This is a genomic window from Streptomyces sp. NPDC033174, from assembly GCF_055577795.1.
The window spans coordinates 260,282-284,353 of the sequence record NZ_JBVIPQ010000001.1 but is presented as its reverse complement, the minus strand read 5'-3'; the positions used below and the strand labels follow the sequence as shown (position 1 = coordinate 284,353).

14 protein-coding genes and 1 pseudogene are annotated in these 24,072 nt (G+C 72.3%); 5 read left to right on the top strand and 10 right to left on the bottom strand.

The window, feature by feature from the left end; genetic code table 11:
• Positions 1 to 28 precede the first annotated feature (28 nt).
• Both ACZ5VC_RS01325 and lgt read left to right on the top strand, forming a co-directional pair.
• Positions 29 to 864 (top strand): annotated as a pseudogene (locus ACZ5VC_RS01325) (DsbA family protein); the annotation flags it as partial.
• Positions 865 to 1,176: 312 nt separating this feature from the next.
• On the top strand, positions 1,177 to 2,196 hold the full coding sequence (lgt, locus tag ACZ5VC_RS01320; protein WP_469118076.1) for a prolipoprotein diacylglyceryl transferase: 1,020 nt from the start codon (positions 1,177 to 1,179) through the stop codon (positions 2,194 to 2,196).
• Positions 2,197 to 2,316: 120 nt separating this feature from the next.
• Here lgt and ACZ5VC_RS01315 read toward each other — a convergent pair whose 3' ends face one another.
• The 7 genes from ACZ5VC_RS01315 to ACZ5VC_RS01285 all read right to left on the bottom strand — a co-directional run bounded on the left by ACZ5VC_RS01315 (position 2,317) and on the right by ACZ5VC_RS01285 (position 10,448).
• Positions 2,317 to 3,111: an HpcH/HpaI aldolase/citrate lyase family protein gene (locus ACZ5VC_RS01315; RefSeq protein WP_469118075.1), complete on the bottom strand. Its 795-nt coding sequence runs from the start codon at positions 3,109 to 3,111 to the stop codon at positions 2,317 to 2,319.
• Positions 3,108 to 4,343: a CaiB/BaiF CoA transferase family protein gene (locus tag ACZ5VC_RS01310; RefSeq protein ID WP_469118074.1), complete on the bottom strand. Its 1,236-nt coding sequence runs from the start codon at positions 4,341 to 4,343 to the stop codon at positions 3,108 to 3,110. The genes ACZ5VC_RS01315 and ACZ5VC_RS01310 overlap by 4 nt, the downstream gene beginning before the upstream one ends.
• Positions 4,340 to 5,248: a ribokinase gene (rbsK, locus tag ACZ5VC_RS01305; RefSeq protein WP_469118073.1), complete on the bottom strand. Its 909-nt coding sequence runs from the start codon at positions 5,246 to 5,248 to the stop codon at positions 4,340 to 4,342. The genes ACZ5VC_RS01310 and rbsK overlap by 4 nt, the downstream gene beginning before the upstream one ends.
• Positions 5,245 to 6,714, bottom strand: a complete 1,470-nt coding sequence (locus tag ACZ5VC_RS01300) for an ADP-ribosylglycohydrolase family protein (protein ID WP_469118072.1) — start codon at positions 6,712 to 6,714, stop codon at positions 5,245 to 5,247. The genes rbsK and ACZ5VC_RS01300 overlap by 4 nt, the downstream gene beginning before the upstream one ends.
• Positions 6,715 to 6,718: 4 nt before the next feature.
• On the bottom strand, positions 6,719 to 7,885 hold the full coding sequence (locus ACZ5VC_RS01295; RefSeq protein ID WP_469118071.1) for an ADP-ribosylglycohydrolase family protein: 1,167 nt from the start codon (positions 7,883 to 7,885) through the stop codon (positions 6,719 to 6,721).
• Between the two features lie 107 nt (positions 7,886 to 7,992).
• Entirely contained in the window at positions 7,993 to 9,438 is a 1,446-nt protein-coding gene (locus ACZ5VC_RS01290) for an ADP-ribosylglycohydrolase family protein (protein WP_469118070.1), read from the bottom strand.
• On the bottom strand, positions 9,435 to 10,448 hold the full coding sequence (locus ACZ5VC_RS01285; RefSeq protein ID WP_469118069.1) for an ADP-ribosylglycohydrolase family protein: 1,014 nt from the start codon (positions 10,446 to 10,448) through the stop codon (positions 9,435 to 9,437). Before ACZ5VC_RS01285 ends, ACZ5VC_RS01290 begins: the two co-directional genes overlap by 4 nt.
• 260 nt (positions 10,449 to 10,708) lie before the next feature.
• On the opposite strand from ACZ5VC_RS01285, the gene ACZ5VC_RS01280 reads away from it, so the two are divergent.
• The 3 genes from ACZ5VC_RS01280 (at position 10,709) to ACZ5VC_RS01270 (ending at position 17,855) form a co-directional block, all read left to right on the top strand.
• Complete coding sequence (locus tag ACZ5VC_RS01280) at positions 10,709 to 11,437, top strand: VIT1/CCC1 transporter family protein (protein WP_468711039.1); 729 nt, start codon at positions 10,709 to 10,711, stop codon at positions 11,435 to 11,437.
• A gap of 405 nt (positions 11,438 to 11,842) precedes the next feature.
• Positions 11,843 to 16,402: a glutamate synthase large subunit gene (gltB, locus tag ACZ5VC_RS01275; protein ID WP_469118068.1), complete on the top strand. Its 4,560-nt coding sequence runs from the start codon at positions 11,843 to 11,845 to the stop codon at positions 16,400 to 16,402.
• The gene (locus ACZ5VC_RS01270; protein WP_468711044.1) at positions 16,395 to 17,855 is read left to right on the top strand and encodes a glutamate synthase subunit beta; all 1,461 of its coding nucleotides are present in this window, start codon (positions 16,395 to 16,397) and stop codon (positions 17,853 to 17,855) included. Before gltB ends, ACZ5VC_RS01270 begins: the two co-directional genes overlap by 8 nt.
• A 119-nt stretch (positions 17,856 to 17,974) precedes the next feature.
• Here the strand turns inward: ACZ5VC_RS01270 and ACZ5VC_RS01265 are convergent, their stop codons facing one another.
• Genes ACZ5VC_RS01265 through ACZ5VC_RS01255 form a run of 3 tightly spaced genes read right to left on the bottom strand, consistent with a single transcriptional unit; the run spans position 17,975 to position 23,951 of the window.
• On the bottom strand, positions 17,975 to 18,427 hold the full coding sequence (locus ACZ5VC_RS01265) for a hypothetical protein (RefSeq protein ID WP_469118067.1): 453 nt from the start codon (positions 18,425 to 18,427) through the stop codon (positions 17,975 to 17,977).
• A complete protein-coding gene (locus ACZ5VC_RS01260) occupies positions 18,424 to 18,753 on the bottom strand; it encodes a hypothetical protein (protein WP_469118066.1) in 330 nt (109 codons plus the stop codon). Before ACZ5VC_RS01260 ends, ACZ5VC_RS01265 begins: the two co-directional genes overlap by 4 nt.
• Positions 18,750 to 23,951, bottom strand: a complete 5,202-nt coding sequence (locus ACZ5VC_RS01255; RefSeq protein WP_469118065.1) for an HD domain-containing protein — start codon at positions 23,949 to 23,951, stop codon at positions 18,750 to 18,752. Before ACZ5VC_RS01255 ends, ACZ5VC_RS01260 begins: the two co-directional genes overlap by 4 nt.
• Between the last annotated feature and the right edge of the window lie 121 nt (positions 23,952 to 24,072).

Genomic DNA, 24,072 nt, shown 5'->3' with positions numbered 1-24,072 from the left:
GTGGAACTGGGACCGGGGAGGCGCGCAGGTGCCTCCCCGGTTCGTTGCTGTGGCGTGAGCGACAACAACCGTGAAGAGAAGCGGAGCGCGCGGGAGCGGCTCCAACAGGAGCGCGAGCGGGAGAAGGCGCGCGAGAAGCGCCGGCGTCTGCTGATCGTGTCGTCCGCCGTGGTGGGAGTCCTCGGACTCGCCGCCGTCGTCGGGCTGATCGCGGCCAACAGCGGAGGCAAGGGCGATTCGACCGCCACCGGACCCGTCGTCGCCCCCACCGGCGCCAACGGCGACGAGCAGCTGGCGATCCCGACGGGCGCCGCCGACGCCCCGTCCACGCTCACGGTCTGGGAGGACTTCCGCTGCCCGGCCTGCGCCTCCTTCGAGAACGCGTTCCGGGACACCATCCACGAGCTGGAGGCCAAGAAGCAGCTCAAGGTCGACTACCACCTCGCCACCATCATCGACGGCAACATGGGCGGCAGCGGCTCGCTGCGCGCGGCGAACGCCGCCGCGTGCGCGCAGGACGCCGGGAAGTTCACGCCGTACCACGACGTGCTCTACCGCAACCAGCCGCCCGAGACCGACGACGCGTTCGCCAAGAACGACAAGCTGATCGAGCTCGCGGCCAAGGTGAAGGGTCTCGACACCCCCGCCTTCCGCAGCTGTGTGCAGGAGGGCACGCACGACGCCTGGGTCACCAAGTCCAGCGAGGCTTTCCGCAAGGGCGACTTCCAGGGCACCCCGAGCGTGCTGCTCAACGGCGAGTCGGTCTTCCCGGCCAAGGGGAACGAGCAGATCTCCCCGGAGAACCTGAAGAAGTGGGTCGCGCAGGCCAACAAGGGCAAGAAGCCCGCGGCGGGCGGCGACAGCGACGCGGACTCCCGCGAGCAGGCCGATTCCCCTGAGGACGGCGATTCCCGCGAGGACACCGGCTCCGGCTCCCACCAGGGCACGGGCGCTCACGGGGACGCCGGCACCCGCAAGAGCTCGGGCATCCACGAGAATCCGGGCTTCCCCCAGGGGGCGACCACTCGTGAGGGGGCGGGCGCGCCGTCCGCCGGCTGAGCCTCCCGTCCGGGCGTTCCGGGGCCCCCGCGGAGTCGTCTCCCGGGGGTCCCCGCAAAGGAAAGCGGGGGGAGGGTTGCCCCACAGCCCACCCGGCACGGTAGCGTCGGGTCTGCCATGGACCTTGCCTACATTCCCAGCCCGTCGACCGGAGTGCTCCAGGTCGGACCACTCCCGCTGCGCGGCTACGCCTTCTGCATCATCATCGGTGTCTTCGTCGCCGTCTGGTACGGCAACAAGCGCTGGATCGCCCGGGGCGGTACAGCCGGCACCGTGGCCGACATCGCCGTCTGGGCGGTGCCCTTCGGCCTCGTCGGCGGCCGTTTGTACCACGTCATCACCGACTACCAGCTGTACTTCAGCGAGGGTGAGGACTGGGTCGACGCCTTCAAGATCTGGGAGGGCGGCCTCGGGATCTGGGGCGCGATCGCGCTGGGCGCGGTCGGCGCGTGGATCGGCTGCCGGCGCCGCGGGATTCCGCTGCCGGCCTGGGCCGACGCGCTGGCCCCGGGTGTGGCCTTCGCGCAGGCCATCGGCCGCTGGGGCAACTGGTTCAACCAGGAGCTGTACGGCAAGCCCACCGACCTTCCCTGGGCGCTCAAGATCACCGCGAGCGCGAACCGCGAGGCCGGGCTCTACCACCCGACGTTCCTGTACGAGTCGCTGTGGTGCGTGGGTGTGGCACTGCTGGTGATCTGGGCGGACCGCCGCTTCACGCTGGGACACGGCCGGGCCTTCGCGCTCTATGTGGCGGCGTACTGCACGGGCCGGGCGTGGATCGAGTACATGCGCGTCGACGAGGCGCACCACGTGCTGGGCCTGCGGCTCAATGTGTGGACCGCGATGATCGTCTTCGTGCTGGCGGTGACCTACATGGTGATCTCGGCCCGGATGCGGCCCGGCCGCGAGGAGATCGTGGAGCCGGTGAAGGACACGGACGCCACGGCGAAGCCCGAGGACCCGAAGGACGCGAGCCCGAAGGACGAGGGCACGCAGGCCCGGGACGAGGAGCCCGCGAACGGCGCGGGCGACGACCCCGGCACGGTGGAGGACGCGGGTCCGCAGGCCGGTCCGGAGACTTCCTCCGAGGCAGCGACTGCCGACGCCGACGCCACCAAGCCGGCCCAGAAGGGCTGACAGGCAGCGGTTTCCGTACGGGGCCGCCGGGACCGAGAGGTTCCGGCGGCCCCGTACGCGTGTGGGGCACGGTGAGAGCCGGTCGGGCGGCGTGAGTGTGTGGGGCGCGGTGCCGCGTGCTCAGAGCCGGTCGGCCAGCGTGAGTGTGCGGTACGCGAGCGCCACCAGGGCCGCGTCGACGAACCGGCCGTCCGGGAGGGCCTGGGCGCCCTCGTCGACGGCTGCCGCCCTGACGATCTCCTCCGCCGACGCCACCTCCCCCTCCGTGGGCAGATACGCCCGCTCGATCACCGGCAGCTGACGCGGATGGATCGCCGCGCGCCCCACGAAGCCCAGCGCCCGGCCCTCGGCGCAGCTCGCCGCGAGCCCCTCCAGGTCGCGCACGTCGGGGTGCACCGACTGGGCGGGCGGCGGCAGACGCGCCGCACGGGCGGCCACCACGACCCGGCTGCGCGGCCAGGCGAGCCCGGCGTCGTTCCGTACCCCGAGGTCGGCGCGCAGGTCCGCCTCGCCGAGCGCGAGGCCCTGGACGTCGGGGTGGGCGGTGGCGAGGGCGTAGGCGTGCTCGACGGCGAGCGCGGATTCGATGAGCGGGAGGAGCGGCGTGCCGGGGGCGAGCCGGGCGACGTGGTGGACCTGGGCCGGGACATCGGTCTTCGGCAGCCGCAGACATGCCAGACCGGGCAGCCCGTGCAGGGCGGTGATGTCCGACGCGGCGTGGACGCGGACGTGGACGGGGACCTCGTGCGGGGCGGCGAGGAGCTCGACGGTGGCGGCGAGCGCGTACGCCTTGCGGTCCGGGGCCACGGCGTCCTCCAGGTCGACGACGACCACGTCGGCGCCGCTGGAAAGGGCCTTGCGGACGGTGTCGGGACGGTCGCCGGGGGCGTAGAGCCAGGTCAGGGGGATCGTCATAGCGCGCCTTCGGTGGACAGGGCGGTGATCTCGGCGGGGGAGAGACCCAGCTCGGCGAGGACCTCCGCGGTGTCCGCACCGTGCGGGCGGCCGGCCCAGCGGATGGCGCCCGGGGTCTCGGAGAGCCTGAAGAGGACGTTCTGCATCCGGATCGGGCCCAGTTCGGGGTCGGCGACCTCGGTGACCGTGTCCAGGGCGCGGTACTGCGGGTCGTCCATCACGTCCCGGATGTCGTAGACCGGCGCGATCGCCGCCTCGGCCTTCTCGAACGCGGCCATCACCTCCTCCCGGGTGTGCCGGGCGACCCAGGAACCGACGGCCTCGTCGAGGACGTCGCAGTGCGCCGCGCGGGTCGTGCCCTCCGCGAACCAGGGCTCGTCGATCAGCTCCGGCCGGCCGACCAGCCGCATCACCCGCTCGGCGACCGACTGGGCGGAGGTGGAGACGGCGACCCAGCAGCCGTCGGCGGTGAGGTAGGTGTTGCGGGGGGCGTTGTTGCGGGAGCGGTTTCCGGTGCGCGGCTGGACGTAACCGAGCTGGTCGTACCAGAGCGGCTGGGGGCCGAGGACCGCCAGGATCGGCTCGATGATCGCCATGTCGACCACCTGACCGCGCCCGGTGGCGGTGCGGGCGGCGAGCGCGGTCATCACCGCGTAGGCCGTCGCCAGCCCCGCGATCGAGTCCGCGAGGCCGAACGGCGGCAGGGTGGGCGGGCCCTGAGGCTCCCCGGTGATGGCCGCGAAGCCGCTCATCGCCTCGGCCAGCGTGCCGAAGCCGGGGCGGTGCGCGTACGGGCCGAACTGGCCGAAGCCGGTGACCCGCGTCAGCACCAGCCGCGGATTGACGGTGGAGAGTTCCTCCCAGCCCAGCCCCCACCGCTCCAGGGTCCCCGGGCGGAAGTTCTCGATGACGACATCGGCGGTGGCGGCCAGTCTGAGCAGGGTGTCGCGGCCGCCGGAGGTGGAGAGATCCAGGGTGACCGTGCGCTTGTTGCGCCCCAGCACCTTCCACCAGAGGCCCACGCCGTCCTTGGTGGGGCCGTGGCCCCGGGACGGATCGGGCCTTCGGGGATGCTCGATCTTGATGACATCGGCTCCGAAGTCGCCGAGCATCGTGGCGGCGATGGGCCCGGCGAAGAGCGTGGCGAGATCGAGGACGCGCAGGTCCCGGAGCGGCGCGGCCGGCTCGGCCGCCGGCCCGGTGGTCGTGTCGGTGATCGGCTCGGTCGTCATACGGCGTCCACCTCGGTGTCGGCCTCACTGTCGATCTCGGAGCGGTACGGCATCGAGGACGAGGCCCCCGGGCGCTGTACGGAGAGCGCGGCGGCCGACGAGGCCCAGGCGAGCGCCCGGGGCACCGGGCGCCCCTCGCCCAGTGCGACGGCCAGCGCCCCGACGAACGTGTCGCCCGCCGCTGTCGTGTCGACGGCGTGGACACGCGGCGCGGGGACGGTGACCGGGTCGGTTCCGCGGGCCGCGTAGAGGCTGCCCCGCGCGCCGAGGGTGATGACGACCTCGGGGACGTCCCGCAGCAGCGCCTCGGCCGCCGCATACGGGTCCGAGAGGCCGGTGAGGGCGGCGGCCTCGTGCTCGTTCGGCACCAACAGGTCGATGGCGGCGAGCAGTTCGGACGGCAGGGGCTGAGCGGGCGCGGGGGTCAGGATCGTACGGACACCGAGGCGGCGGGCCGCCCGCGCGCCGTCGGTCACGGCGGACAGGGGCAGCTCCAGCTGGAGCAGCAGGGCGTCGGCCGTGCCGATGAGTGCCTCGTCGCCGGGGGTCAGGGAGGTGACCGAGCCGTTCGCGCCGGGGATCACCACGATGGCGTTCGACCCCTCGTCGTCGACGACGATGTGGGCGGTGCCGGAGGCGCCCTCGGCGGTGCGCAGCAGATCGGTGTCGACGCCGGCTCCGTCGAGCGAGGCGCGCAGCCGTACGCCGAAGTCGTCCGTGCCGACGGCGCCGATGAGCGCCGCATCGGCTCCGGCGCGGGCGGCCGCCACGGCCTGGTTGGCGCCCTTGCCGCCGGGGATCGTACGGAACTCCCGTCCGGTGACGGTCTCTCCGCGCGCGGGGGCCCTGGGCACGTACGCGACGAGGTCCATGTTCGTACTGCCGAGCACGACGATGCTGGTCATGCGGTCCGTACCTCCCGGTGGGTGAGTTCTGCGAGGGTGTCGAAGCCGATGCCGTCGAAGGTGGCGACGGAAGTGGAGAGGCGGTTCTTCAGCGGCGCCGTCCAATGGTCGGGGACGCGGTCGGGGCTGCCGGCGAGGAGACCGGCGACGGAGCCGGCGGTGGCGCCGTTGGAGTCGGTGTCCCAGCCGCCCGAGACGGCCGCGCAGACGGAGCGGGAGAAGTCACCGTCCGCGTGGGTGAGGGCGGCGGCGAGGAGCGCGGCGTTGGGGACGGCATGGACCCAGTGGTACGTGCCGAGGGCGGAGTGCAGGCGGTCCACGACGGCGTCGAAGTCGCGGTGCGTGGCCGCGGTCTCGATGCCGAGACGGACCGCTTGGGCCAGACGCGAGCGGGGCGGGACGACGAGGAGGCCCGCGGCGAGCGCCTGATGGACGTCGGCGGTGCCGCTCGCGGCGGCGGCGAGGGTCGCGGCGACGAACATGGCGCCGTACACGCCGTTGCCGGTGTGGGTGAGCGCGGCGTCCCGGTACGCCTGCTCGGCGGCCGCGGCCGGATCGCCCGGGTGCGTCCAGCCGTGGACGTCGGCCCGGATCTGGGCGCCGATCCACTCCCGGAACGGGTTGCGGCGCGAGGCGGTGAACGGCGGCTCGACGCCGTCGAGGAGATTGCGGTACGCGATCCGCTCGGCGGTGAACGTCCGCCCGGCCGGCAGCTCGTCCAGCCAGAGGCGGGCGACGTCGGCGGTGGTGAAGCCGGGGCCGTGGCGCTGCAGCAGCAGCAGATTGAGCAGCGGGTAGTTGAGGTCGTCGTCCTCGGGCATCCCGTCGATGTTCTCGGCGAGGGAGGTGGCCGCGGACCGGCGGTTCCAGGGATGGGCGGCCTTGAGCTCCTCGGGGACCCCGCGGGCGGTGAACCACGTGGTGAGCGGCCAGTTGCCGGTGGCGCGGGCGAGGGCCCGGATGGCGGGGAGGGGGAGCTTCTCGACGGGCTTGCCGAGCAGACAGCCGACGGCGCGGCCGAGCCAGGCGGCGTGCAGCCGCTGGAGGAGGGTGGGTTCCGCCGCCGTCCCGCCGGGAGCCGCGTGGCCGGGTGCGGAGGGCTCCGGCGCGGTCGCGGAGAGGGCCGACGGCGGCCGGAGGCGACCGGTGGGGTGGGGCGCGGGGGTGGCGGGCAGTCCGGCGTCCGGCCAGTTCGGGCAGGCGTCCTTGATCGCGCCGAAGGGCGTCGGCTCGCTGCGCGACAACGGGCTCGGCAGCACGGCGAGTTCGTCGAGCAGGCGCTCCGCGAGCGCGCGGAGGTGGGGGGAGGGCTCCGGGGAGGTGCCCGCCGTCGCGGGGGCGGGCCGGCCGCCGGCCGAGCGCCAGCGGGAGGCGACGGCCCGGGCGTCGCGGCCGTCCTCGTCCGCCTGGCGCAGCTCGTGCCCGAGCAGATCCTCCGGCTGCACCCAGGTGAGACGCAGCGTCATTCCCTCACGCCCCCGCCAGCCGGCCGAACGCGGACTCGTGGGCCCGGCGGCGGTCCGTGTCGCGGGCGAAGATCTCCCGGGTCACCTCCGCCAGTACCCCCGCGGGGGCGCGCAGATCCAGACGGCTGGCCTCGGCGACCCGCTCCGCCCACGCCCCGGGGACCGCCGCCTCGCCGTGCAGCGCACCCGCCACGGCGCCCGCCATCGTGGCGATCGAGTCGCAGTCGCGGCCGTAGTTGACCGCGCCCAGGACCGTACGGCTGTAGTCGCCACCGCCGATCAGCAGCATCCCCAGGGCGACGGGGAGCTCCTCGATCGAGTGGAGGCGGGAGGGCCGCCGGGCGCCCAGCGACGGGGCACGGTAGTCCGGGCCGACCGTGTCGAACGGGGCCACCGCCTCGCGCAGCGGACCCAGCGCCGGCTCGAAGTCCGTATAGCGTTCGGCCACTTCGGCCACGGCCTCGATCGCCGCGCAGGTGCCGTCCTTGGCCAGGGACAGCACGGTGTCGAGGACCGACGCGGGCGTGGCGCCGGGGACGCACGCCGCCGCGACCGCCGCCGCGAAGACCCCCGCCGCCTCCCGGCCGTACGAGGACTGGTGGGCGCCGGCGATGTCGAGGGCCTCGGCGTACGCGGCCTGCGGGTTGGCGGCGTTGACCAGCCCGACGGGGGCCATGTACATCGCCGCGCCGCAGTTGACCATGTTGCCGCTGCCTGCCTCGCGCGGGTCGACATGGCCGTAGTGCAACCGCGCGACCAGCCACTTCTCGGCGAGGAAGATCCGCTGGAGCGGCAGCGCCTCGGCCTCCAGTTCCGGGATCCAGCGGGGTGTGGAGATGAGGTCGGGGACGAGGTGGTCGGCGACGGCGTACGCGTCCAGGTGGTCGCGGACCGTCCCGTACACCCGGACCAGCGCATGGGTCATCAGGGTGTCGTCGGTGACGTGCCCGTTTCCCTTGTGGTACGGCGCGATCGGGCGGGCGGTGCGCCATGCGTCGCCGTTCCACGGGCCGACGATGCCGGTGACACGGCCGCCGTGGCGCTCGGCGATCTGGTCGGGGGTGTATCCCTCGACCGGGCCGCCGAGCGCGTCACCGACGGCCGCTCCGACGAGACTGCCCGTGATCCGGTCTTCGAGAGTGAGCGTGGGTGTGGTCAGTACGGTCGTCATGTCGGGATTGTCCACCCGGGGTGACCGTCGGCGGGGAATCTCGCGCCGGGGATCGCCGTGGAGTCGGATCGGCGGCGCGGGGAGGGGCCGGGGGAGGCGCGGGCGGGTTACGGCGCGGGGTGCTGGGCCCGGTCGGCCCGCGCGTGCGGATCCGGGTGGGGGCGCGGGTGTGACAGATGCGCGAGGCGCTGGGCGAGGAGGACGAGATCCGTACCGGCGAGGCGGGGCAGGGCGCAGCCCGCCAGCGTGCGGCAGGCATCCCGCCAGGTGGCCGGGACGGAGTCCCCGCCGCCGAGCGCGCCGGTCAGCGCCCCGGCGAGCGCGGGCGCGGAGTCCGCGACCCGGGACAGGCAGGCGGCGGCGGGTACGGCCCCGGCGACCCGGCCGCGCGAGGCGACGGCCAGGGCGAGGGCGACGGGGACGGTCTCGGCGGCGGCGATGCCGTAGCTGTAGACGTGGTCGACGATCTGGTGCTCCAGGATCGGGACCAGTTCGAAGGCGTCGGCCGCGTCGCGCGCGGTCTTCACCGCGTGCTGGGCGTTGCGGCCGATCTCGGTGGCGGGCGGGAGCTGGGCCAGGGCGGCGTCGACCGCGTCGTCGACCGGCGCGCCACCGAGCGCGGCGGCGACGGCCGCGGCCATGGCACGGGCGCCGTGCACCCCGTCGCCGTCCTGGGTGTAGCGGGCGTCGAACTCGGCGAGCTCGGCAGCGGCGTGGGGGTCACCCGGATGGACCACGGCGAGGACGGCGGCGCGGACGCAGGCGGCGTCGTCGAAGTAGTGCGGGTTGTCGTGGCCGGTGGCGGGCGGGCGCAGGCCGGTGGCGAGGTTGCCGAGACCGGCGCGTACGGAGATCCGGGCGCGGAGGGGAAGCACCGCGGACTCGACCTCGGGGGCGCGGTCGGCGGCGGCGGCGATCTGGCCGGCGAGGGAGTTCCAGGCGAGATCGACGGCGGCGCGCAGGCGGTGGGCGGGGGAGAGGCCCCGGAAGAGACCGCCGGCGGCGGAGAGCACGGCCTCGGCGGTGAAGGCGGCCCATTCGGCGTCGTCGGAGGGGCCGAGGCGGAGGGGCTCGGGGGGCTGGTTGAGGGCGATGGGCACGGGGAGCGTCGTCGTGGCGTTCTGCTCGGCGAAGGTGTCCAGCTCCCGGGTCAGCCGGCGTGTCCACTCGGGCATCCGCGCGGCCCGATGCCGCGCGGCGGGCCACCCGGCGGCGTCCCCGGCGGCGAGCCCGAGCAGCAGCCCCTCAATCCGCGACGCGGCCCCGGGCCCCGCCTGGGGGGCGGTCGCCGGGGTGGGGGCGCTCGTCCGTGCGTCGGTCGCCCGGGCGGAAGCCGGGGTCCGGAGCCGGACGCCCTCGGCGACGGCGCCCGGCCCCCAGGCGGGGCCCGGGGCGTCGGCGCGGGCGTCGTCCGGCTCGGCGCCCCGCCTCCACGAGGGCCCCGGGGCCTCGGGGCGGGCAGCTCCAGTCACGGCGTCCCGCTCCGGGGGGCGGGTCGGCTCGTGTCGTCCGGGGGCGTCGGCGCCCACAGCCGTGGTGGTGTCCTCGGTCATGACGCCGCCTCCTCGTCCGGGGTCAGCAGGTCCGCGATGTCCAGGACGTGGTAGCCCCGCATCGACGGGAGGCAGCTGCCCCGCACCGGGCCGATCGCCGACGCCCAGTCCGGCGGGATCGCCGCCTCGCCGGACATCGCTCCGGCCAGGGCGCCCGCGACCGCTGCCGTGGTGTCGGCGTCGCGGCCCATGTTGACGGCCGTCAGTACCGCCGTACGGAAATCGCCGCGGGCCGACGCGAACGCGCCGAACGCCAGGCCGACCGCCTCCGGCGCCAGGTCCGTCCACGGATAGCCGCCGATCACCACCGCGGAGCGGACCGCGCGCTCCCGGCTGAGGGCGTCCGGCTGGACGCGCTGCGCCGCGACCACCGCGCGGCGCATCGAGCGGGCCGTCCAGGAGTCCATCGGCACGACGGACAGGGCCGCGGCGATGACCGAGGCCACGCCCGCGCCGGACATCGCCGCCGCGACGCCCGCCGCGACGGCCTGGCCGCCGTAGATGCCCTCGCCGTCATGACTGACGCAGCCGTCGATCGCGACCAGCCGCGCCGCCTCCGCCGGTCGGCCCGGCGCGAAGACCCCGAACGGCGCCGCCCGCATGGCCAGCCCGTCGCTCCAGGCGTGGCGGTGCTGCGCCGAGATGGGCGCGGCGAGCCCCCTGCGCAGGTTCTCCAGCGTTCCGCGTTCGCTGAATCCCGCCCCCCGGAAGGGGCCTTCGTCCAGGTCCGCGATCCAGTGGTGCCAGGCCTTCTCCACGTGCGGCACGGTGAGCGCCGAGCCGTGCCGGGCCAGCAGCAGCCCGGAGAAGATGGCGTACTCGGTGTCGTCCGTGCCCGCCGGGTCGTCCGTGACGAACCCTTCGATGCGACCCCACCGACGGCGGATCTCGGAGGGCCGCATATTCTCGGCGGGCGCTCCGAGCGCGTCGCCGACGGCCAGCCCCAGCAGCGCGCCCCGGGCACGCTCGCGGAGATCGTGTGCCGTGAGTACGCCTGCGATCGACTCCATCGCGTGGTCCCTTCCCGCGCGGTACCGCGCACCTCGGGTTCCTGGATCTGTGCCACGCGCGAGGGCCGGGGAGTCTGACAAACGCCGGTGTCACCCGCCTGACACTGCGACGGACAAGGCGACGGATACTGAGGCACACCTTCGTAAGTAAGGCCTTGCTTGCTGGCGGGACCCTTACATCGGGCGTATTTTCGAGGAAGTCGAGGGGGAGCGGGGCTTGTTACCGGCAACCGGAACCCGCTGAGAGCAAGGGGAGAGCTGTGTCCATCATCGAGACCGAGGCAACACTTCACGCGGCGCACCGCGACAATCACACGCACCGCGATGTGAACGGCGGCTGGCTGCGCCCCGCGGTGTTCGGCGCGATGGACGGGCTCGTCTCCAACCTGGCCCTGATGACCGGTGTCGCGGGCGGCGCGGTCTCCCAGCAGACCATCGTCATCACCGGCCTCGCCGGACTCGCCGCCGGCGCCTTCTCCATGGCCGCCGGCGAATACACCTCCGTCGCCTCGCAGCGCGAGCTCGTCCAGGCCGAACTGGACGTCGAGCGCCGCCAGTTGCGCAAGCACCCCATCGACGAGATGGAGGAGCTGGCCGCGCTGTACGTGTCCCGGGGCGTCGAGCCCGCGCTGGCCCGCGAGGTCGCCATGCAGCTGTCGAAGGACCCCGAGCAGGCGCTGGAGATCCACGCCCGCGAGGAGCTCGGCATCGACCCGGACGACCTGCCGTCGCCGACCGTCGCCGCCGTGTCGTCCTTCGCCTCCTTCGCGCTGGGCGCGCTGCTGCCCGTACTGCCGTACCTGCTCGGCGCGACCGCGCTGTGGCCCGCGGTGCTGCTGGCGCTCCTCGGCCTGTTCGCGTGCGGTGCGCTGGTGGCCCGGGTCACGGCTCGCAGCTGGTGGTTCAGCGGGCTGCGCCAGCTCGTCCTCGGCGGCGCCGCGGCGGCGGTCACCTACGGCCTCGGCATGCTCTTCGGCGCGGCGCTCTAGCCGCACCCCAGGCGTCGGCCCCCTCCCCGGAGGGGGCTTTGCCGTGTCCACGGGGCGCCGCTGTGACGAATCTCCCTGGGCGGAATGGCCGTGTCGGTGAGACACTATGCATGCAACGGCATAGGTAGTCGTAACCCGGTGGTTTCGATTCCTTAATCACCGGGCATGAGGCGTAAGCGCTGCGGGCAATGAAGCCTGCTCTGTGACGGGTCGCCGGAGATCCCGGATCACCGATTCGTCCCCGTGTGACCCCAACTCAGCCGCCCATGCGCGGTGTCCGCATGTTGGAATGAGCTATCCGTTCCCCGAGAAGCCAGCCATCATGTAACTTGCACGAAATTTCAGCTTGAGGGCCAACGTCGTCCCTCGGCACTTGCACATGCCACGACGACGACGGGAGAGCCCATGCGTTCCGACGCCTGGTCGCCCATGGACGGTCGCCCCGCTCCGCAGGGGATGTACGACCCCCGTAACGAACACGACGCCTGTGGCGTCGGGTTCGTGGCCACCCTCACCGGTGTTGCCAGCCACGCGCTGGTCGAGCAGGCGCTGACCGTACTGCGCAATCTGGAACACCGAGGCGCCACCGGCTCCGAGCCCGATTCCGGTGACGGCGCGGGCATCCTGTTCCAGGTCCCGGACGCGTTCCTCCGCGAGGTCACCGACTTCGACCTTCCCGCCGCCGGCTCGTACGCCGTCGGAATCGCCTTCCTTCCCGCCGACGGCTCCGCACAGGCCGTCGAGCGGATCCAGGCGATCGCGGCCGAGGAAGGCCTGACCGTCCTCGGCTGGCGCGACGTCCCCGTCGCCCCCGAGCTCCTCGGCGCCTCCGCGCGCGCCACGATGCCGGTCTTCCGCCAGCTCTTCGTCGCCGACGGCGCCAGCGAGGGCATCGTCCTCGACCGCAAGGCGTTCCTGCTGCGCAAGCGCGCCGAGCGCGAGGTCGGGGTCTACTTCCCGTCGCTCTCCGCCCGCACGATTGTCTACAAGGGCATGCTGACCACCGGCCAGCTGGAGCCCTTCTTCCCGGACCTGTCGGACCGCCGCTGCGCCACCGCCGTCGCGCTGGTCCACTCCCGGTTCTCGACGAACACCTTCCCGAGCTGGCCGCTCGCCCACCCGTACCGCTTCGTCGCGCACAACGGCGAGATCAACACGGTCAAGGGCAACCGCAACTGGATGGTGGCCCGCGAGTCCCAGCTCGCCTCCGACCTCTTCGGCTCGGAGAAGCTCGAGCGGATCTTCCCGGTCTGCACCCCGGACGCCTCCGACTCCGCCTCCTTCGACGAGGTCCTGGAGCTGCTCCACCTCGGCGGCCGCTCGCTGCCCCACAGCGTCCTGATGATGGTCCCCGAGGCGTGGGAGAACCACGACTCCATGGACCCGGACCGGCGCGCGTTCTACCAGTACCACGCCACGATGATGGAGCCGTGGGACGGCCCGGCGTGCGTCACCTTCACCGACGGTGTCCAGGTCGGCGCGGTCCTCGACCGCAACGGTCTGCGCCCGGGTCGCTACTGGGTGACCGACGAGGGTCTCGTCGTGCTCTCCTCCGAGGTCGGTGTCCTCGACATCGACCCCGCCAAGGTCGTCCGCAAGGGCCGCCTCCAGCCCGGCAAGATGTTCCTCGTCGACACCGCCGAGCACCGCATCATCGAGGACGACGAGATCAAGGCCGGCCTCGCCGCCGAGCTCCCGTACAAGGAGTGGCTGGAGACCGGCGAGATCGAGCTCGAGGACCTCCCCGAGCGCGAGCACATCGTCCACACCCACGCCTCGGTCACCCGCCGCCAGCAGACCTTCGGCTACACCGAGGAAGAGCTGCGCGTCATCCTCGCGCCGATGGCCCGCACCGGCGGCGAGCCGCTCGGCTCGATGGGCACGGACTCGCCGATCGCCGCGCTCTCCGAGCGCCCCCGGCTGCTGTTCGACTACTTCACCCAGCTCTTCGCGCAGGTCACCAACCCGCCGCTGGACGCCATCCGCGAGGAGCTCGTCACCTCGCTGCGCTCCTCGCTGGGCCCCCAGGGCAACCTGCTCGAGCCGACCGCCGCGTCGTGCCGCAGCGTCACCCTGCCCTTCCCGGTGATCGACAACGACGAGCTGGCCAAGCTCATCCACATCAACGCCGACGGCGACATGCCCGGCATGAAGGCCGCGACCCTGTCCGGTCTCTACCGGGTCTCCGGCGGCGGCGACGCCCTCGCCGCCCGCATCGAGGAGATCTGCGCCGAGGCCGACGCCGCCATCGAGGGCGGCGCGCGCCTGATCGTGCTCTCCGACCGGCACTCCGACGCCGAGCACGCGCCGATCCCGTCGCTGCTGCTCACCGCCGCGGTCCACCACCACCTCATCCGTACGAAGCAGCGCACCCAGGTGGGTCTGCTCGTCGAGGCCGGTGACGTCCGCGAGGTCCACCACGTCGCGCTGCTCATCGGCTACGGCGCCGCCGCGGTCAACCCGTACCTGGCGATGGAGTCCGTCGAGGACCTGGTCCGCGCCGGCACCTTCATCGAGGGCCTGGAGCCCGAGCAGGCCATCCGCAACCTGATCTACGCGCTTGGCAAGGGCGTCCTCAAGGTCATGTCGAAGATGGGCATCTCGACCGTCGCCTCCTACCGCGGCGCCCAGGTCTTCGAGGCCGTCGGCCTCGACGAGGCCTTCGTCACGAAGTACTTCAACGGCACGGCCACCAAGATCGGCGGCGCCGGTCTCGACGTCGTCGCCAAGGAGGTCGCCGCCCGCCACGCCAAGGCGTACCCCGCCTCCGGCGTCCCCTCCGCGCACCGTGCGCTGGACATAGGCGGTGAGTACCAGTGGCGCCGCGAGGGTGAGCCGCACCTGTTCGACCCGGAGACGGTCTTCCGCCTCCAGCACGCCACGCGCACCCGGCGCTACGACATCTTCAAGAAGTACACCGAGCGGGTGAACGAGCAGTCCGAGCGGCTGATGACGCTGCGCGGCCTCTTCGGCTTCGCCTCCGACCGCCCGTCGATCCCCCTCGACGAGGTCGAGCCGGTCTCCGAGATCGTCAAGCGCTTCTCCACCGGCGCCATGTCGTACGGCTCCATCTCCCAGGAGGCGCACGAGACCCTCGCCATCGCCATGAACCAGCTGGGCGGCAAGTCCAACACCGGTGAGGGCGGCGAGGACCCGGAGCGCCTGTACGACCCGGCGCGCCGCTCCTCCATCAAGCAGGTCGCCTCCGGCCGCTTCGGTGTGACGAGCGAGTACCTGGTCAACGCGGACGACATCCAGATCAAGATGGCCCAGGGCGCCAAGCCCGGCGAGGGCGGCCAGCTGCCCGGCCACAAGGTCTACCCGTGGGTCGCCAAGACCCGGCACTCCACCCCGGGTGTCGGTCTGATCTCCCCGCCGCCGCACCACGACATCTACTCCATCGAGGACCTGGCTCAGCTGATCCACGACCTCAAGAACGCCAACCCGGCCGCGCGCATCCACGTGAAGCTGGTCTCCGAGGTCGGTGTCGGCACCGTCGCCGCGGGTGTCTCCAAGGCCCACGCGGACGTCGTCCTGATCTCCGGCCACGACGGCGGCACGGGCGCCTCGCCGCTCACCTCGCTGAAGCACGCGGGCGGCCCCTGGGAACTCGGCCTCGCCGAGACCCAGCAGACGCTGCTGCTCAACGGCCTGCGCGACCGGATCGTGGTGCAGACCGACGGCCAGCTCAAGACCGGCCGCGACGTCGTCATCGCCGCGCTGCTGGGCGCCGAGGAGTTCGGTTTCGCGACCGCGCCGCTCGTCGTCTCCGGCTGCGTCATGATGCGCGTCTGCCACCTGGACACCTGCCCGGTCGGTATCGCCACGCAGAACCCGGTGCTGCGCGACCGGTTCTCCGGCAAGGCCGAGTTCGTCGTCAACTTCTTCGAGTTCATCGCCGAGGAGGTCCGTGAGCTCCTCGGCGAGCTGGGCTTCCGTACGATCGAAGAGGCCGTCGGCCACGCCGAGCTGCTCGACACCAGCAACGCGGTCACGCACTGGAAGGCCCAGGGCCTCGACCTCGAGCCCCTCTTCCACGTGCCCGCGCTGCCCGAGGGCGCCGTGCGCCACGCGCTGATCGAGCAGGACCACGGCCTGGAGAAGGCCCTCGACAACGAGCTGATCGAGCTCGCCGCCGAGGCCCTGAACGCGGACTCCGCCGAGGCCGCCCAGCCGGTCCGCGCGCAGGTCGCGATCCGCAACATCAACCGGACGGTCGGCACCATGCTCGGCCACGAGGTGACGAAGAAGTTCGGTGGAGCGGGCCTGCCCGACGACACCATCGACATCACCTTCACCGGCTCCGCCGGCCAGTCCTTCGGCGCCTTCCTGCCGAGCGGCGTCACGCTCCGCCTGGAGGGCGACGCCAACGACTACGTCGGCAAGGGCCTCTCCGGCGGCCGCGTCATCGTCCGCCCGGACCGGGGCGCCGACCACCTCGCCGAGTACTCGACGATCGCGGGCAACACGATCGCGTACGGCGCGACCGGCGGTGAGCTGTTCCTTCGGGGCCGCACCGGCGAGCGCTTCTGCGTCCGCAACTCCGGCGCCACCGTCGTCTCGGAGGGCGTGGGCGACCACGGCTGCGAGTACATGACCGGCGGCTACGCGGTCGTCCTCGGCGAGACGGGCCGCAACTTCGCGGCCGGTATGTCGGGCGGTATCGCGTACGTCATCGACCTCGACCGGGACAACGTCAACGCCGGGAACCTCTCCGCCGTCGAGACGCTCACCGAGGCCGACCAGGTGTGGCTGCACGATGTCGTGCGCCGTCACCAGGAGGAGACGGGCTCCACCGTCGCCGAGAAGCTCCTTGCCGACTGGTCCGCGAACGTGGACCGCTTCAGCAAGATCATCCCGACCACGTACAAGGCAGTGCTCGCCGCCAAGGACGCCGCTGAGCTCGCCGGTCTCTCCGAGCAGGAGACCACCGAGAAGATGATGGAGGCGGCGACCAATGGCTGACCCCAAGGGCTTCCTGACCACCGGCCGCGAGGTCGCCAAGACCCGCCCCGTCGGTGAGCGGCTCAGGGACTGGAACGAGGTCTACGTTCCCGGTTCCCTGCTGCCGATCATCAGCAAGCAGGCCGGACGCTGCATGGACTGCGGCATCCCGTTCTGCCACAACGGATGTCCGCTCGGGAACCTGATCCCCGAGTGGAACGACTACGCCTACCGCGAGGACTGGTCCGCCGCTTCCGAGCGGCTCCACGCGACCAACAACTTCCCGGAGTTCACCGGGCGGCTGTGTCCGGCTCCCTGCGAGTCGGCGTGTGTCCTCGGCATCAACCAGCCGGCCGTCACCATCAAGAACGTCGAAGTCTCGATCATCGACAAGGCGTGGGACTCCGGTGACGTCACCCCGCAGCCGCCGGAGCGCCTGTCCGGCAAGACCGTCGCGGTCATCGGCTCGGGCCCGGCGGGTCTCGCCGCCGCCCAGCAGCTGACCCGCGCCGGTCACACGGTCGCCGTGTACGAGCGGGCCGACCGCATCGGCGGACTGCTGCGCTACGGCATCCCCGAGTTCAAGATGGAGAAGGTGCACATCAACCGCCGCATCGAGCAGATGCGCGCGGAGGGCACCAAGTTCCGTACCGAGGTGGAGATCGGCGTCGACATCGACGCGGCGAAGCTGCGCCGCCGGTACGACGCGGTGGTCATCGCGGCCGGTGCGACCGTCTCCCGCGACCTGCCCGTCCCGGGCCGTGAGCTGAACGGCATCCACTTCGCGATGGAGTACCTGCCGCTCGCCAACAAGGTGCAGGAGGGCGACTTCGTGGCGCCCCCCATCACCGCCGAGGGCAAGCACGTCGTCGTCATCGGCGGCGGCGACACCGGCGCGGACTGCGTCGGCACGGCCCACCGGCAGGGCGCGGCGTCCGTCACGCAGCTGGAGATCATGCCGAAGCCGGGCGAGGAGCGTACGGCGGGCCAGCCCTGGCCGACCTTCCCGATGCTCTACAAGGTCACCTCCGCGCACGAGGAGGGCGGCGAGCGGGTCTACTCCGTCTCCACCACCCACTTCGAGGGCGACGAGGACGGCAACGTCCAGTTCCTGCACCTCGTCGAGGTCGAGTTCAAGGACGGCAAGCTGGAGCAGAAGCCGGGCACCGAGCGGAAGATCCCGGCGCAGCTGGTCACCCTGGCCATGGGCTTCACGGGCACGGACCAGTCCAACGGCCTGGTCTCCCAGTTCGGCCTGGAGCTGGACGAGCGCGGCAATGTGGCGCGCGACGCGGACTTCGCCACCAACGTCGACGGTGTCTTCGTCGCCGGTGACGCGGGCCGCGGTCAGTCCCTGATCGTCTGGGCGATCGCCGAGGGCCGCTCGGCGGCCCGCGGAGTCGACCGGTACCTGACGGGCGCCAGCGAGCTGCCGGCTCCGATCCGCCCGACGGACCGGGCCCTGACCGTCTAGCCCACGCCGTACGACCCCACGGATGTCCCGTACAACGGCGTACGGAACTGATCGCGGCGCCTGCCGAGTCCCCGACCGGACCGATGGCAGGCGCCGCGGCGCGTCCCGGGGCGGACGCCCTACGCGGACGAGGGGGCGACCCACGTGACGAGTACCGCCGCCGCCACGCACAGCACCCCCATCAGACCGAGCCAGCGAGCCCACTCGATCAGCTTCCAGATCGTGCGGGCTCGCTTCGTCTCGTAGCGCAGGATCTGGGTGGCCTCCAGGACCCTGGTCTCGCCGGGGCGGCCGTGGACGGCGGAGACGGCAAGCCAGGACGCGAGGATCAGTGTGACGAACGCGGCGACGAGCAGCCCGATCACCCAGAGGCGTGGCCCGTGCGGCAGCTTGCTCAGGTTCTCCTGGCCCTTGAGCACGAAGACCGTGGTGAGCAGCCCGGTGAGCGAGGTCAGGAAGTTGCGGTACCCCTCGGCCTGTGTCCTGGCGCCCTCCAGCTGACGCCTCGGCTCACCCATCTCCCGGGCCCTGCGGTCGGCGTCCCGCAGCTGCTGGGGCGTGAACTCGCTCATCGGGGAAGCCCGGCGGGAGGCAGCGCGATGTACAGCCCGGCCCCGCAGCCGTCCTCGCCCGCGGGCCGTCCCATGTGCAGCGAGCGGCAGGTGCAGACCGTGTACCACGGCTTCGACGCGTCCGGACCGGCCTCCCGGCCCAGGAAGCCGCCCTTGGCGACGGTGTGCTGCCCGACCGGCCAGCGCTTGGTCATCGCGCACTGGCAGACCGGGCAGGTGCCGGTCGCCTCGTACCGGTCCTGCCCGACGCGGTGACGGGCCCACGCGAAACCGGTCTGGGGCGGGTCGTGAGTCACGGAGTCGTCGTACGGGATCAATGAACTCATGCGTTCCGGCCCTCTGTTGTCGGGAGAGTGAGCGAGAAGAGGTTCGCGTAGAGCCCGAGCCGCTCCCGCACCTCGGCCTCCGACAGATCGGTCTCCTCGGCACACAGCACGATGTGATCGGGGTCGACGGTTCCCATGAGCGCGGGGGCACGTCCGGTCAGCTGCCGGGTGAGGATGACGACGTCCCGCCAGTCGGGGACAAGGGCGGCCTCCCGGGGGGAGGGCGGGGAGACGGTGACGTCGACGCCGAGGCAGCGGTAGGGGGCGTAGCGCTCGTAGGCAGCGGCCAGCGTCCAGTCGAAACGGCCCGCGATACGGACGAGTTCGAGGGGGCCGAGGGTGTCCGAGGTGATGAGGTCCTCCTCGAAGGCCGCCTGGTCGAGGGCGGTGGGAACCAGGCCGGCGAGTGCGGTGGCGTCGTCGCCGGTGAACCCGCCGGGCACCGGAGGGGCACCGAGGGTGGAGTAGGCGGCGATGGCGTCCACCGCCCTGCCCAGGGTGACGGCCCGGCTTTCGCAGTACGCCAGCAGCTCGGCGATGGTCAGCCGTTCCTTGAACCTGATGGAACGAACCGTGGTGTCCAGCAGAAGCCCCACCTGGTCCATCCTGGGCCGCAGGGCGAGGGCTGCGGGCGGAACCTTCGCCACCTCCAGCGGGAGCTCGGCCGGCAGTTGGCCGAACCGAATGACGATCTCTCCCAGGGAGACGGCGTGATGAGCCGCGGCGGCCGTCAGGATGGCGAGGGTGGCACCCGCCTGGTCGAGGGCCGGGAGGAAGTTGAACATGTCCCTGCTCATGCCTGAGCCGAAGGAGCGGCCCGACGCCGGGGTCGTGAACAGAGCCATCACCTGAGTCAGGTGCTTCTGGATCACCTCCACCTGCGAGCGGCAGTCCGGGGTGAGCATCCCGCACGCCTCCAGGAGCTCCAGCTCCGCGGACAGTGAAGTCCGCGGCTTCGGCTGGGGCCGGGACGGGGAGCCGCGGCGCAGGCGCGGCGCCCTGTGGCTGTCGATGACCTCCCACGGGCCGATCGGCCGGCCCGGCTCGCCGCGGGCATGGCGACCGAACGAGGCCCAGGGCGGCGCCTCGGCTTCCGGGTCGATACCCGCGAGCTCCGGGGCGCGCACGCCGGTGACCTCGCTGAGGCGGTTGATGGTGTCGACCACGGCCCCCATGGTGGTCTCCTTGTCGGCGGAGCAGCGGAGCACATGCGTGATCGGAACAGTGCCGCGGCACCAGGGCTCTTCGGCGTCGATGTCCTCGGACAGCAGTTCCTTCTCGTACGAGGACAGGGGCGGCGCGTTGAGCGTGGCCTCGGACGGCTCGTCGTCGAGGGAGAAACCGAGCGCGGCGAGGTGCTGCAGACGCTGGGCCAGATGGGCCCGGGTCGCGGGGTCGTCCGCGCGCTGGATCAGGGTGAGGGAACAGACCTCCCCCGCCACCCACGAGTGCTGCTCCTCGTCGTCGGGTGGCGAACCCGCGATCAGCTCAACCTCGGGCATGGAGAACCGCTCGCCGAGCAGACCGGGTTCGAGCCGGGGGGCCGGGGGCAGTGTCGTGTCGACCGACCTGAGCGTGTGCAGTGCTTCGAGGGCCTCCTCCAGGGTGACGTCGTACTCACCGGAGATCATGACCAGCGGGGCATGGGTGGCGGCGGAGAGGCCGCGGCGCTGATAGCCCGCGGAGTCCTTGTAGGCGGAGTGGAGACGCGCCTCGAGTGTGCCGATGCCCACGGAGCGAAGCGCCCGGATGTCCGCGACCGCCGGGACGGTCACGCCGACGATCGCGTAGCGCCGCAGGGCGCGCACCAGCTCGCTCAGCGGTACGTCGAGCGAGGCCGCCGCGCGGATCAGTCCTTCCCAGTCGGCCACGGGGGCACGCTCGGGGAAGAGGACGAAGTCGAGCGGAGCGGGCGAGGGATAGCCCCGCGGCTGGAACGGTTCCTGCCACGGGTCGCTGAGCAGGGTCTTCCGCCAGGCCGACAACGTCGTCTGGAGGTCCATCAAGTGCGACCCCCGGTCGCGGATGACCTTGTCGAACGGCAGGCAGCCGACCTCGGAGAGGAGGAACGTCCCCACGAGGTCCCCACCCGTGTCGAAGTCCCCGTCGTCCTCCTCCAGCACACACATGGTGTCCTCGGCCAGTTCCTCCAGAACGCGCAGCGCCAGACGTGGTTCCGCGGGCGCCAGGGCCCAGAGCCAGTTCAGCGAGACCTCGCCGCATCCCTCGAGCGCCGCCGGCACCGAGTCCAGCAGGGCCCCCATGACCTTGCCCTCGTCGTACGAGATCAACTGGTTGCGGTTGACGCTCAGTTCGGGGCTGTGTGCCTCGCGCAGATTGAAGACGTAGCCGTACTTGTCCGGAGAGTCCTTGATGGTGACACCGTCGAAGAGGAGCCTTCCGGGACCCTGGACGAGCCAGGTGTCCGCTCCTGACGCCATCTGGTCGTACCGCTGCTGTCTGGGCCGCAACACCCCCGGACGCCAGCGCGAGCTCCGCACGCACCGTCCCGGCTCCTCCTGCGCGAACTCCTTCGCCGTCACCTCGTAGTCGCTCACCCACAGCAGCGACTTCAGGGTGTCCACCAGCGAGGGCAGCGGCTCGTCCTGGGCCGTGAGGTAGAGCCGGACGCGGGTGCCCCCGCTGACCGGGGCGTCGGCGGCCGGCCGGATCTGGAGGAGGTTCGACCCCGCGTGGATGTCCGCGCGCAGGGCCCCGTTCGCCACGGGCAACCCGTGGAAGTCGACCGGTCCGGTCCAGACGACCACCTCCTCGGCGAGCATGAAGTAGCTGAAGACGCCGATGCCGAACCGGCTGTTCATCGCCACGTCCTCGATGCCGTAGCGGCGCCAGTTGCGGCGTTCCTGGACGAAGTCCGGGTCCTGTTCGTACCGCTTGCCCGCCCGGGCGAACATCGAGGTCAGCTTCTCCCGGCTCATGCCGATGCCGTTGTCCTCGCACTGGATGTACGGGCGGCCCTCCTCGTCCCAGCCCTGGGTGAAGGTGATCCTCCCGCGCCACTCCGGGTCCGGGCGCCCCCGCCGGATGCCGTAGGAGGTCCGCATGTCCCGGTAGCGGCAGGCGTCGAGCGCGTTCTGGTACAGCTCCCGTACGGCGAGGGTCCGGTCCCCGTAGAGCGGGGTGCCCATGAGCAGGGGGCGGATCTCGTCCTCCGCCAGCCGCAGCCGTTCGAGCGGTTTGGTGTACTCGCCGTGGTGCGGCACCAGATGCTCGGTGGTGACCTCGACCGGGACGCCGCGCAGCAGGGCGGGCAGATTCGTGCCGCGCTTCTTCTTCCAGTAGCCGTGCAGGGAGCGCACCGACGCGTCGGCGCTGCCCGCGAGTTCCTCGATCGCGGCGTGCAGGGCGGGATGGGGGCAGCGGAAGCGGACGGCCAGACCGTACTCCTCGCTCTCGGCCGCCGCCCGCGTGTCCTCGTAGGCGAATTCGGAGGAGAGCGCGGCGACCACGTCCCGCGGGACCAGCGGCTTGTGCGCGACGAGGTGGTCGATCAGCACGCTGGACATCCGCCGGGGGTCCGCAGCGAGCAGACCGGCCGTCCACAGCAGGTGGGCGAGGTCGCGGCCGCGCCACTGGCTGCCTCTGACGGGCGGGTAGTTGCTCCAGTCGTCGTCCTGGTGGGCTTCGTTGATCCGGGGGCTGCTGCCGGGACGCACCGTCAGGTGCCCGAGCACTTGGCGTACCTGGCGGTCGATGCCGTGGCGGTCGCTCTCCGTCGGTGCCCGGGCGGTGAGGTCCTCGGCCGAGGCGATGACGGCGTCCACGGTCAGGGAGACGAGGTGGTCGACGCTCGGGTAGTCGCCGGTGCGTTCCCAGAGCCGGTCCCAGTCCGCGATGTACCGGTGGCGCAGCCAGTGGTCCGCGGCGAGGGCGGCTTCCGGCAGCCGGCGACGGCCCAGCGCCTCGGTCGTGCGCTGGACCCGTGAATGGGCGCGGCACACATCGGTGACCCCACTGCGGACCAGCTTCTGATGGTCGGAGAGCGGGCACGACTGGCCGTCCGGTGACGGGACGGCGTCCACGCGGTCGCCGAAGAGGGTGGCCAGCTCGCCGAGCGCCACGGCGACCGCGCCTTCGTAGACCACGGGCGCGGCGAGCAGGACGGCGGTCTCGGCGGGCGACAGGCGCTCCATGTCATGGTGCGAGGCCCTGCGTACTAAGTCGGCGAGGTGCCGTTCGACCCGGACGGGGAACGCCGGGTCCCCCCACGGGTCGTCCAGATGGGCGCCGGCGCCGGAACGGGCCTCGGCGACCTGGAGAACGAGGTCGGTGAGCCGGGCCTTGACACGTTCGTGGAGGTCGGAGCTTCCGCTCGTGTGGTCCCAGAGCCCCGACTCGGTGATCGAGCGCGTCCAGCGCAGCGTCTCCTGGGAGCCGTCGCAGAGGACGAGTTCGGTGGCGGTCTCCCGGCGCTGGTGCGGGAAGTACTGCTGGATGTCGGGAGCCGGGTGCGGGAGGTCGCGGGCGAGCCGGCGCGCGGTCTTGCGGGTGTACTCGACGATGTCGCCGAAGGTCGTCGGCGGGCTGGTCGGGGAGAGCGCTTCGCCCAGTGCCCGGCCGAAGTAACTGCCCTCCGTCGCATCGGCGAAGGACTGCTGCCCGCGTCCGCAGCTGTGCAGCCAGAACACGTCCTCCCCGCCGGCGACCAGCAGGGTCTCCTCGATCTCCGCCGCGGGGCGCGCACCGGCCGTGCGGCACATGTCCAGGCAGATCACCGCGGTCACGCCCGGCTTGAGCCCATGGAGCAGGTCGCGCGGGTCGGCGGCGAGCAGGGTGCCGTGCAGCAGGCCCCTGGTGCCGTCGTCGTGCAGCGCGCCCGGCTGCGCGTCGGCCGGTACGAGGTAGTCGCGCCCGTTCACGGACTCGCCGTGGCAGGAGAGATAGACGAAGGCGGTGTCGCCGGGCTCGCAGGAGGCGAAGAGATCGTGCAGCCGGCCCAGGACCGTTCCCCGGCCCACGTCCCGGTGGAGCGGGTCCCGGTGGCCCGGGTGGTGGGTGCTGACCTCGTACCGCGACTGTTCCAGCGCCTTGGCGATCAGCTTGACGTCCTGGTCGGCGCAGGAGAGGGGCGGAAACCGCTTGGCGAGATCCGGCACCTGCTGGAGCGAGGGAGTCTCGGTGATGCCGATGAGAAGTGCCCGCCGGCGGCCGCCGGCGCCGTTGATCCCGTGTGCCACGCTCGATCGACTCCGTGCTTCTCGGCTGCCTCGCCGCGTCCCGCCGGTTTTCACCTCCCGATCGTACGAGCAGATGGGCGCCCGCCGACCCGGAACGGCCTTCCTCCGCCGGTATTGACTA

Bases quoted from the DNA above. Each gene is read 5' to 3' on its own strand.
- lgt (WP_469118076.1), top strand. From the start codon at position 1,177: ATGGACCTTGCCTACATTCCCAGCCCGTCGACCGGAGTGCTCCAGGTC.
- ACZ5VC_RS01315 (WP_469118075.1), bottom strand. From the start codon at position 3,111: ATGACGATCCCCCTGACCTGGCTCTACGCCCCCGGCGACCGTCCCGAC.
- ACZ5VC_RS01310 (WP_469118074.1), bottom strand. From the start codon at position 4,343: ATGACGACCGAGCCGATCACCGACACGACCACCGGGCCGGCGGCCGAG.
- rbsK (WP_469118073.1), bottom strand. From the start codon at position 5,248: ATGACCAGCATCGTCGTGCTCGGCAGTACGAACATGGACCTCGTCGCG.
- ACZ5VC_RS01300 (WP_469118072.1), bottom strand. From the start codon at position 6,714: ATGACGCTGCGTCTCACCTGGGTGCAGCCGGAGGATCTGCTCGGGCAC.
- ACZ5VC_RS01295 (WP_469118071.1), bottom strand. From the start codon at position 7,885: ATGACGACCGTACTGACCACACCCACGCTCACTCTCGAAGACCGGATC.
- ACZ5VC_RS01290 (WP_469118070.1), bottom strand. From the start codon at position 9,438: ATGACCGAGGACACCACCACGGCTGTGGGCGCCGACGCCCCCGGACGA.
- ACZ5VC_RS01285 (WP_469118069.1), bottom strand. From the start codon at position 10,448: ATGGAGTCGATCGCAGGCGTACTCACGGCACACGATCTCCGCGAGCGT.
- gltB (WP_469118068.1), top strand. From the start codon at position 11,843: ATGCGTTCCGACGCCTGGTCGCCCATGGACGGTCGCCCCGCTCCGCAG.
- ACZ5VC_RS01270 (WP_468711044.1), top strand. From the start codon at position 16,395: ATGGCTGACCCCAAGGGCTTCCTGACCACCGGCCGCGAGGTCGCCAAG.
- ACZ5VC_RS01265 (WP_469118067.1), bottom strand. From the start codon at position 18,427: ATGAGCGAGTTCACGCCCCAGCAGCTGCGGGACGCCGACCGCAGGGCC.
- ACZ5VC_RS01260 (WP_469118066.1), bottom strand. From the start codon at position 18,753: ATGAGTTCATTGATCCCGTACGACGACTCCGTGACTCACGACCCGCCC.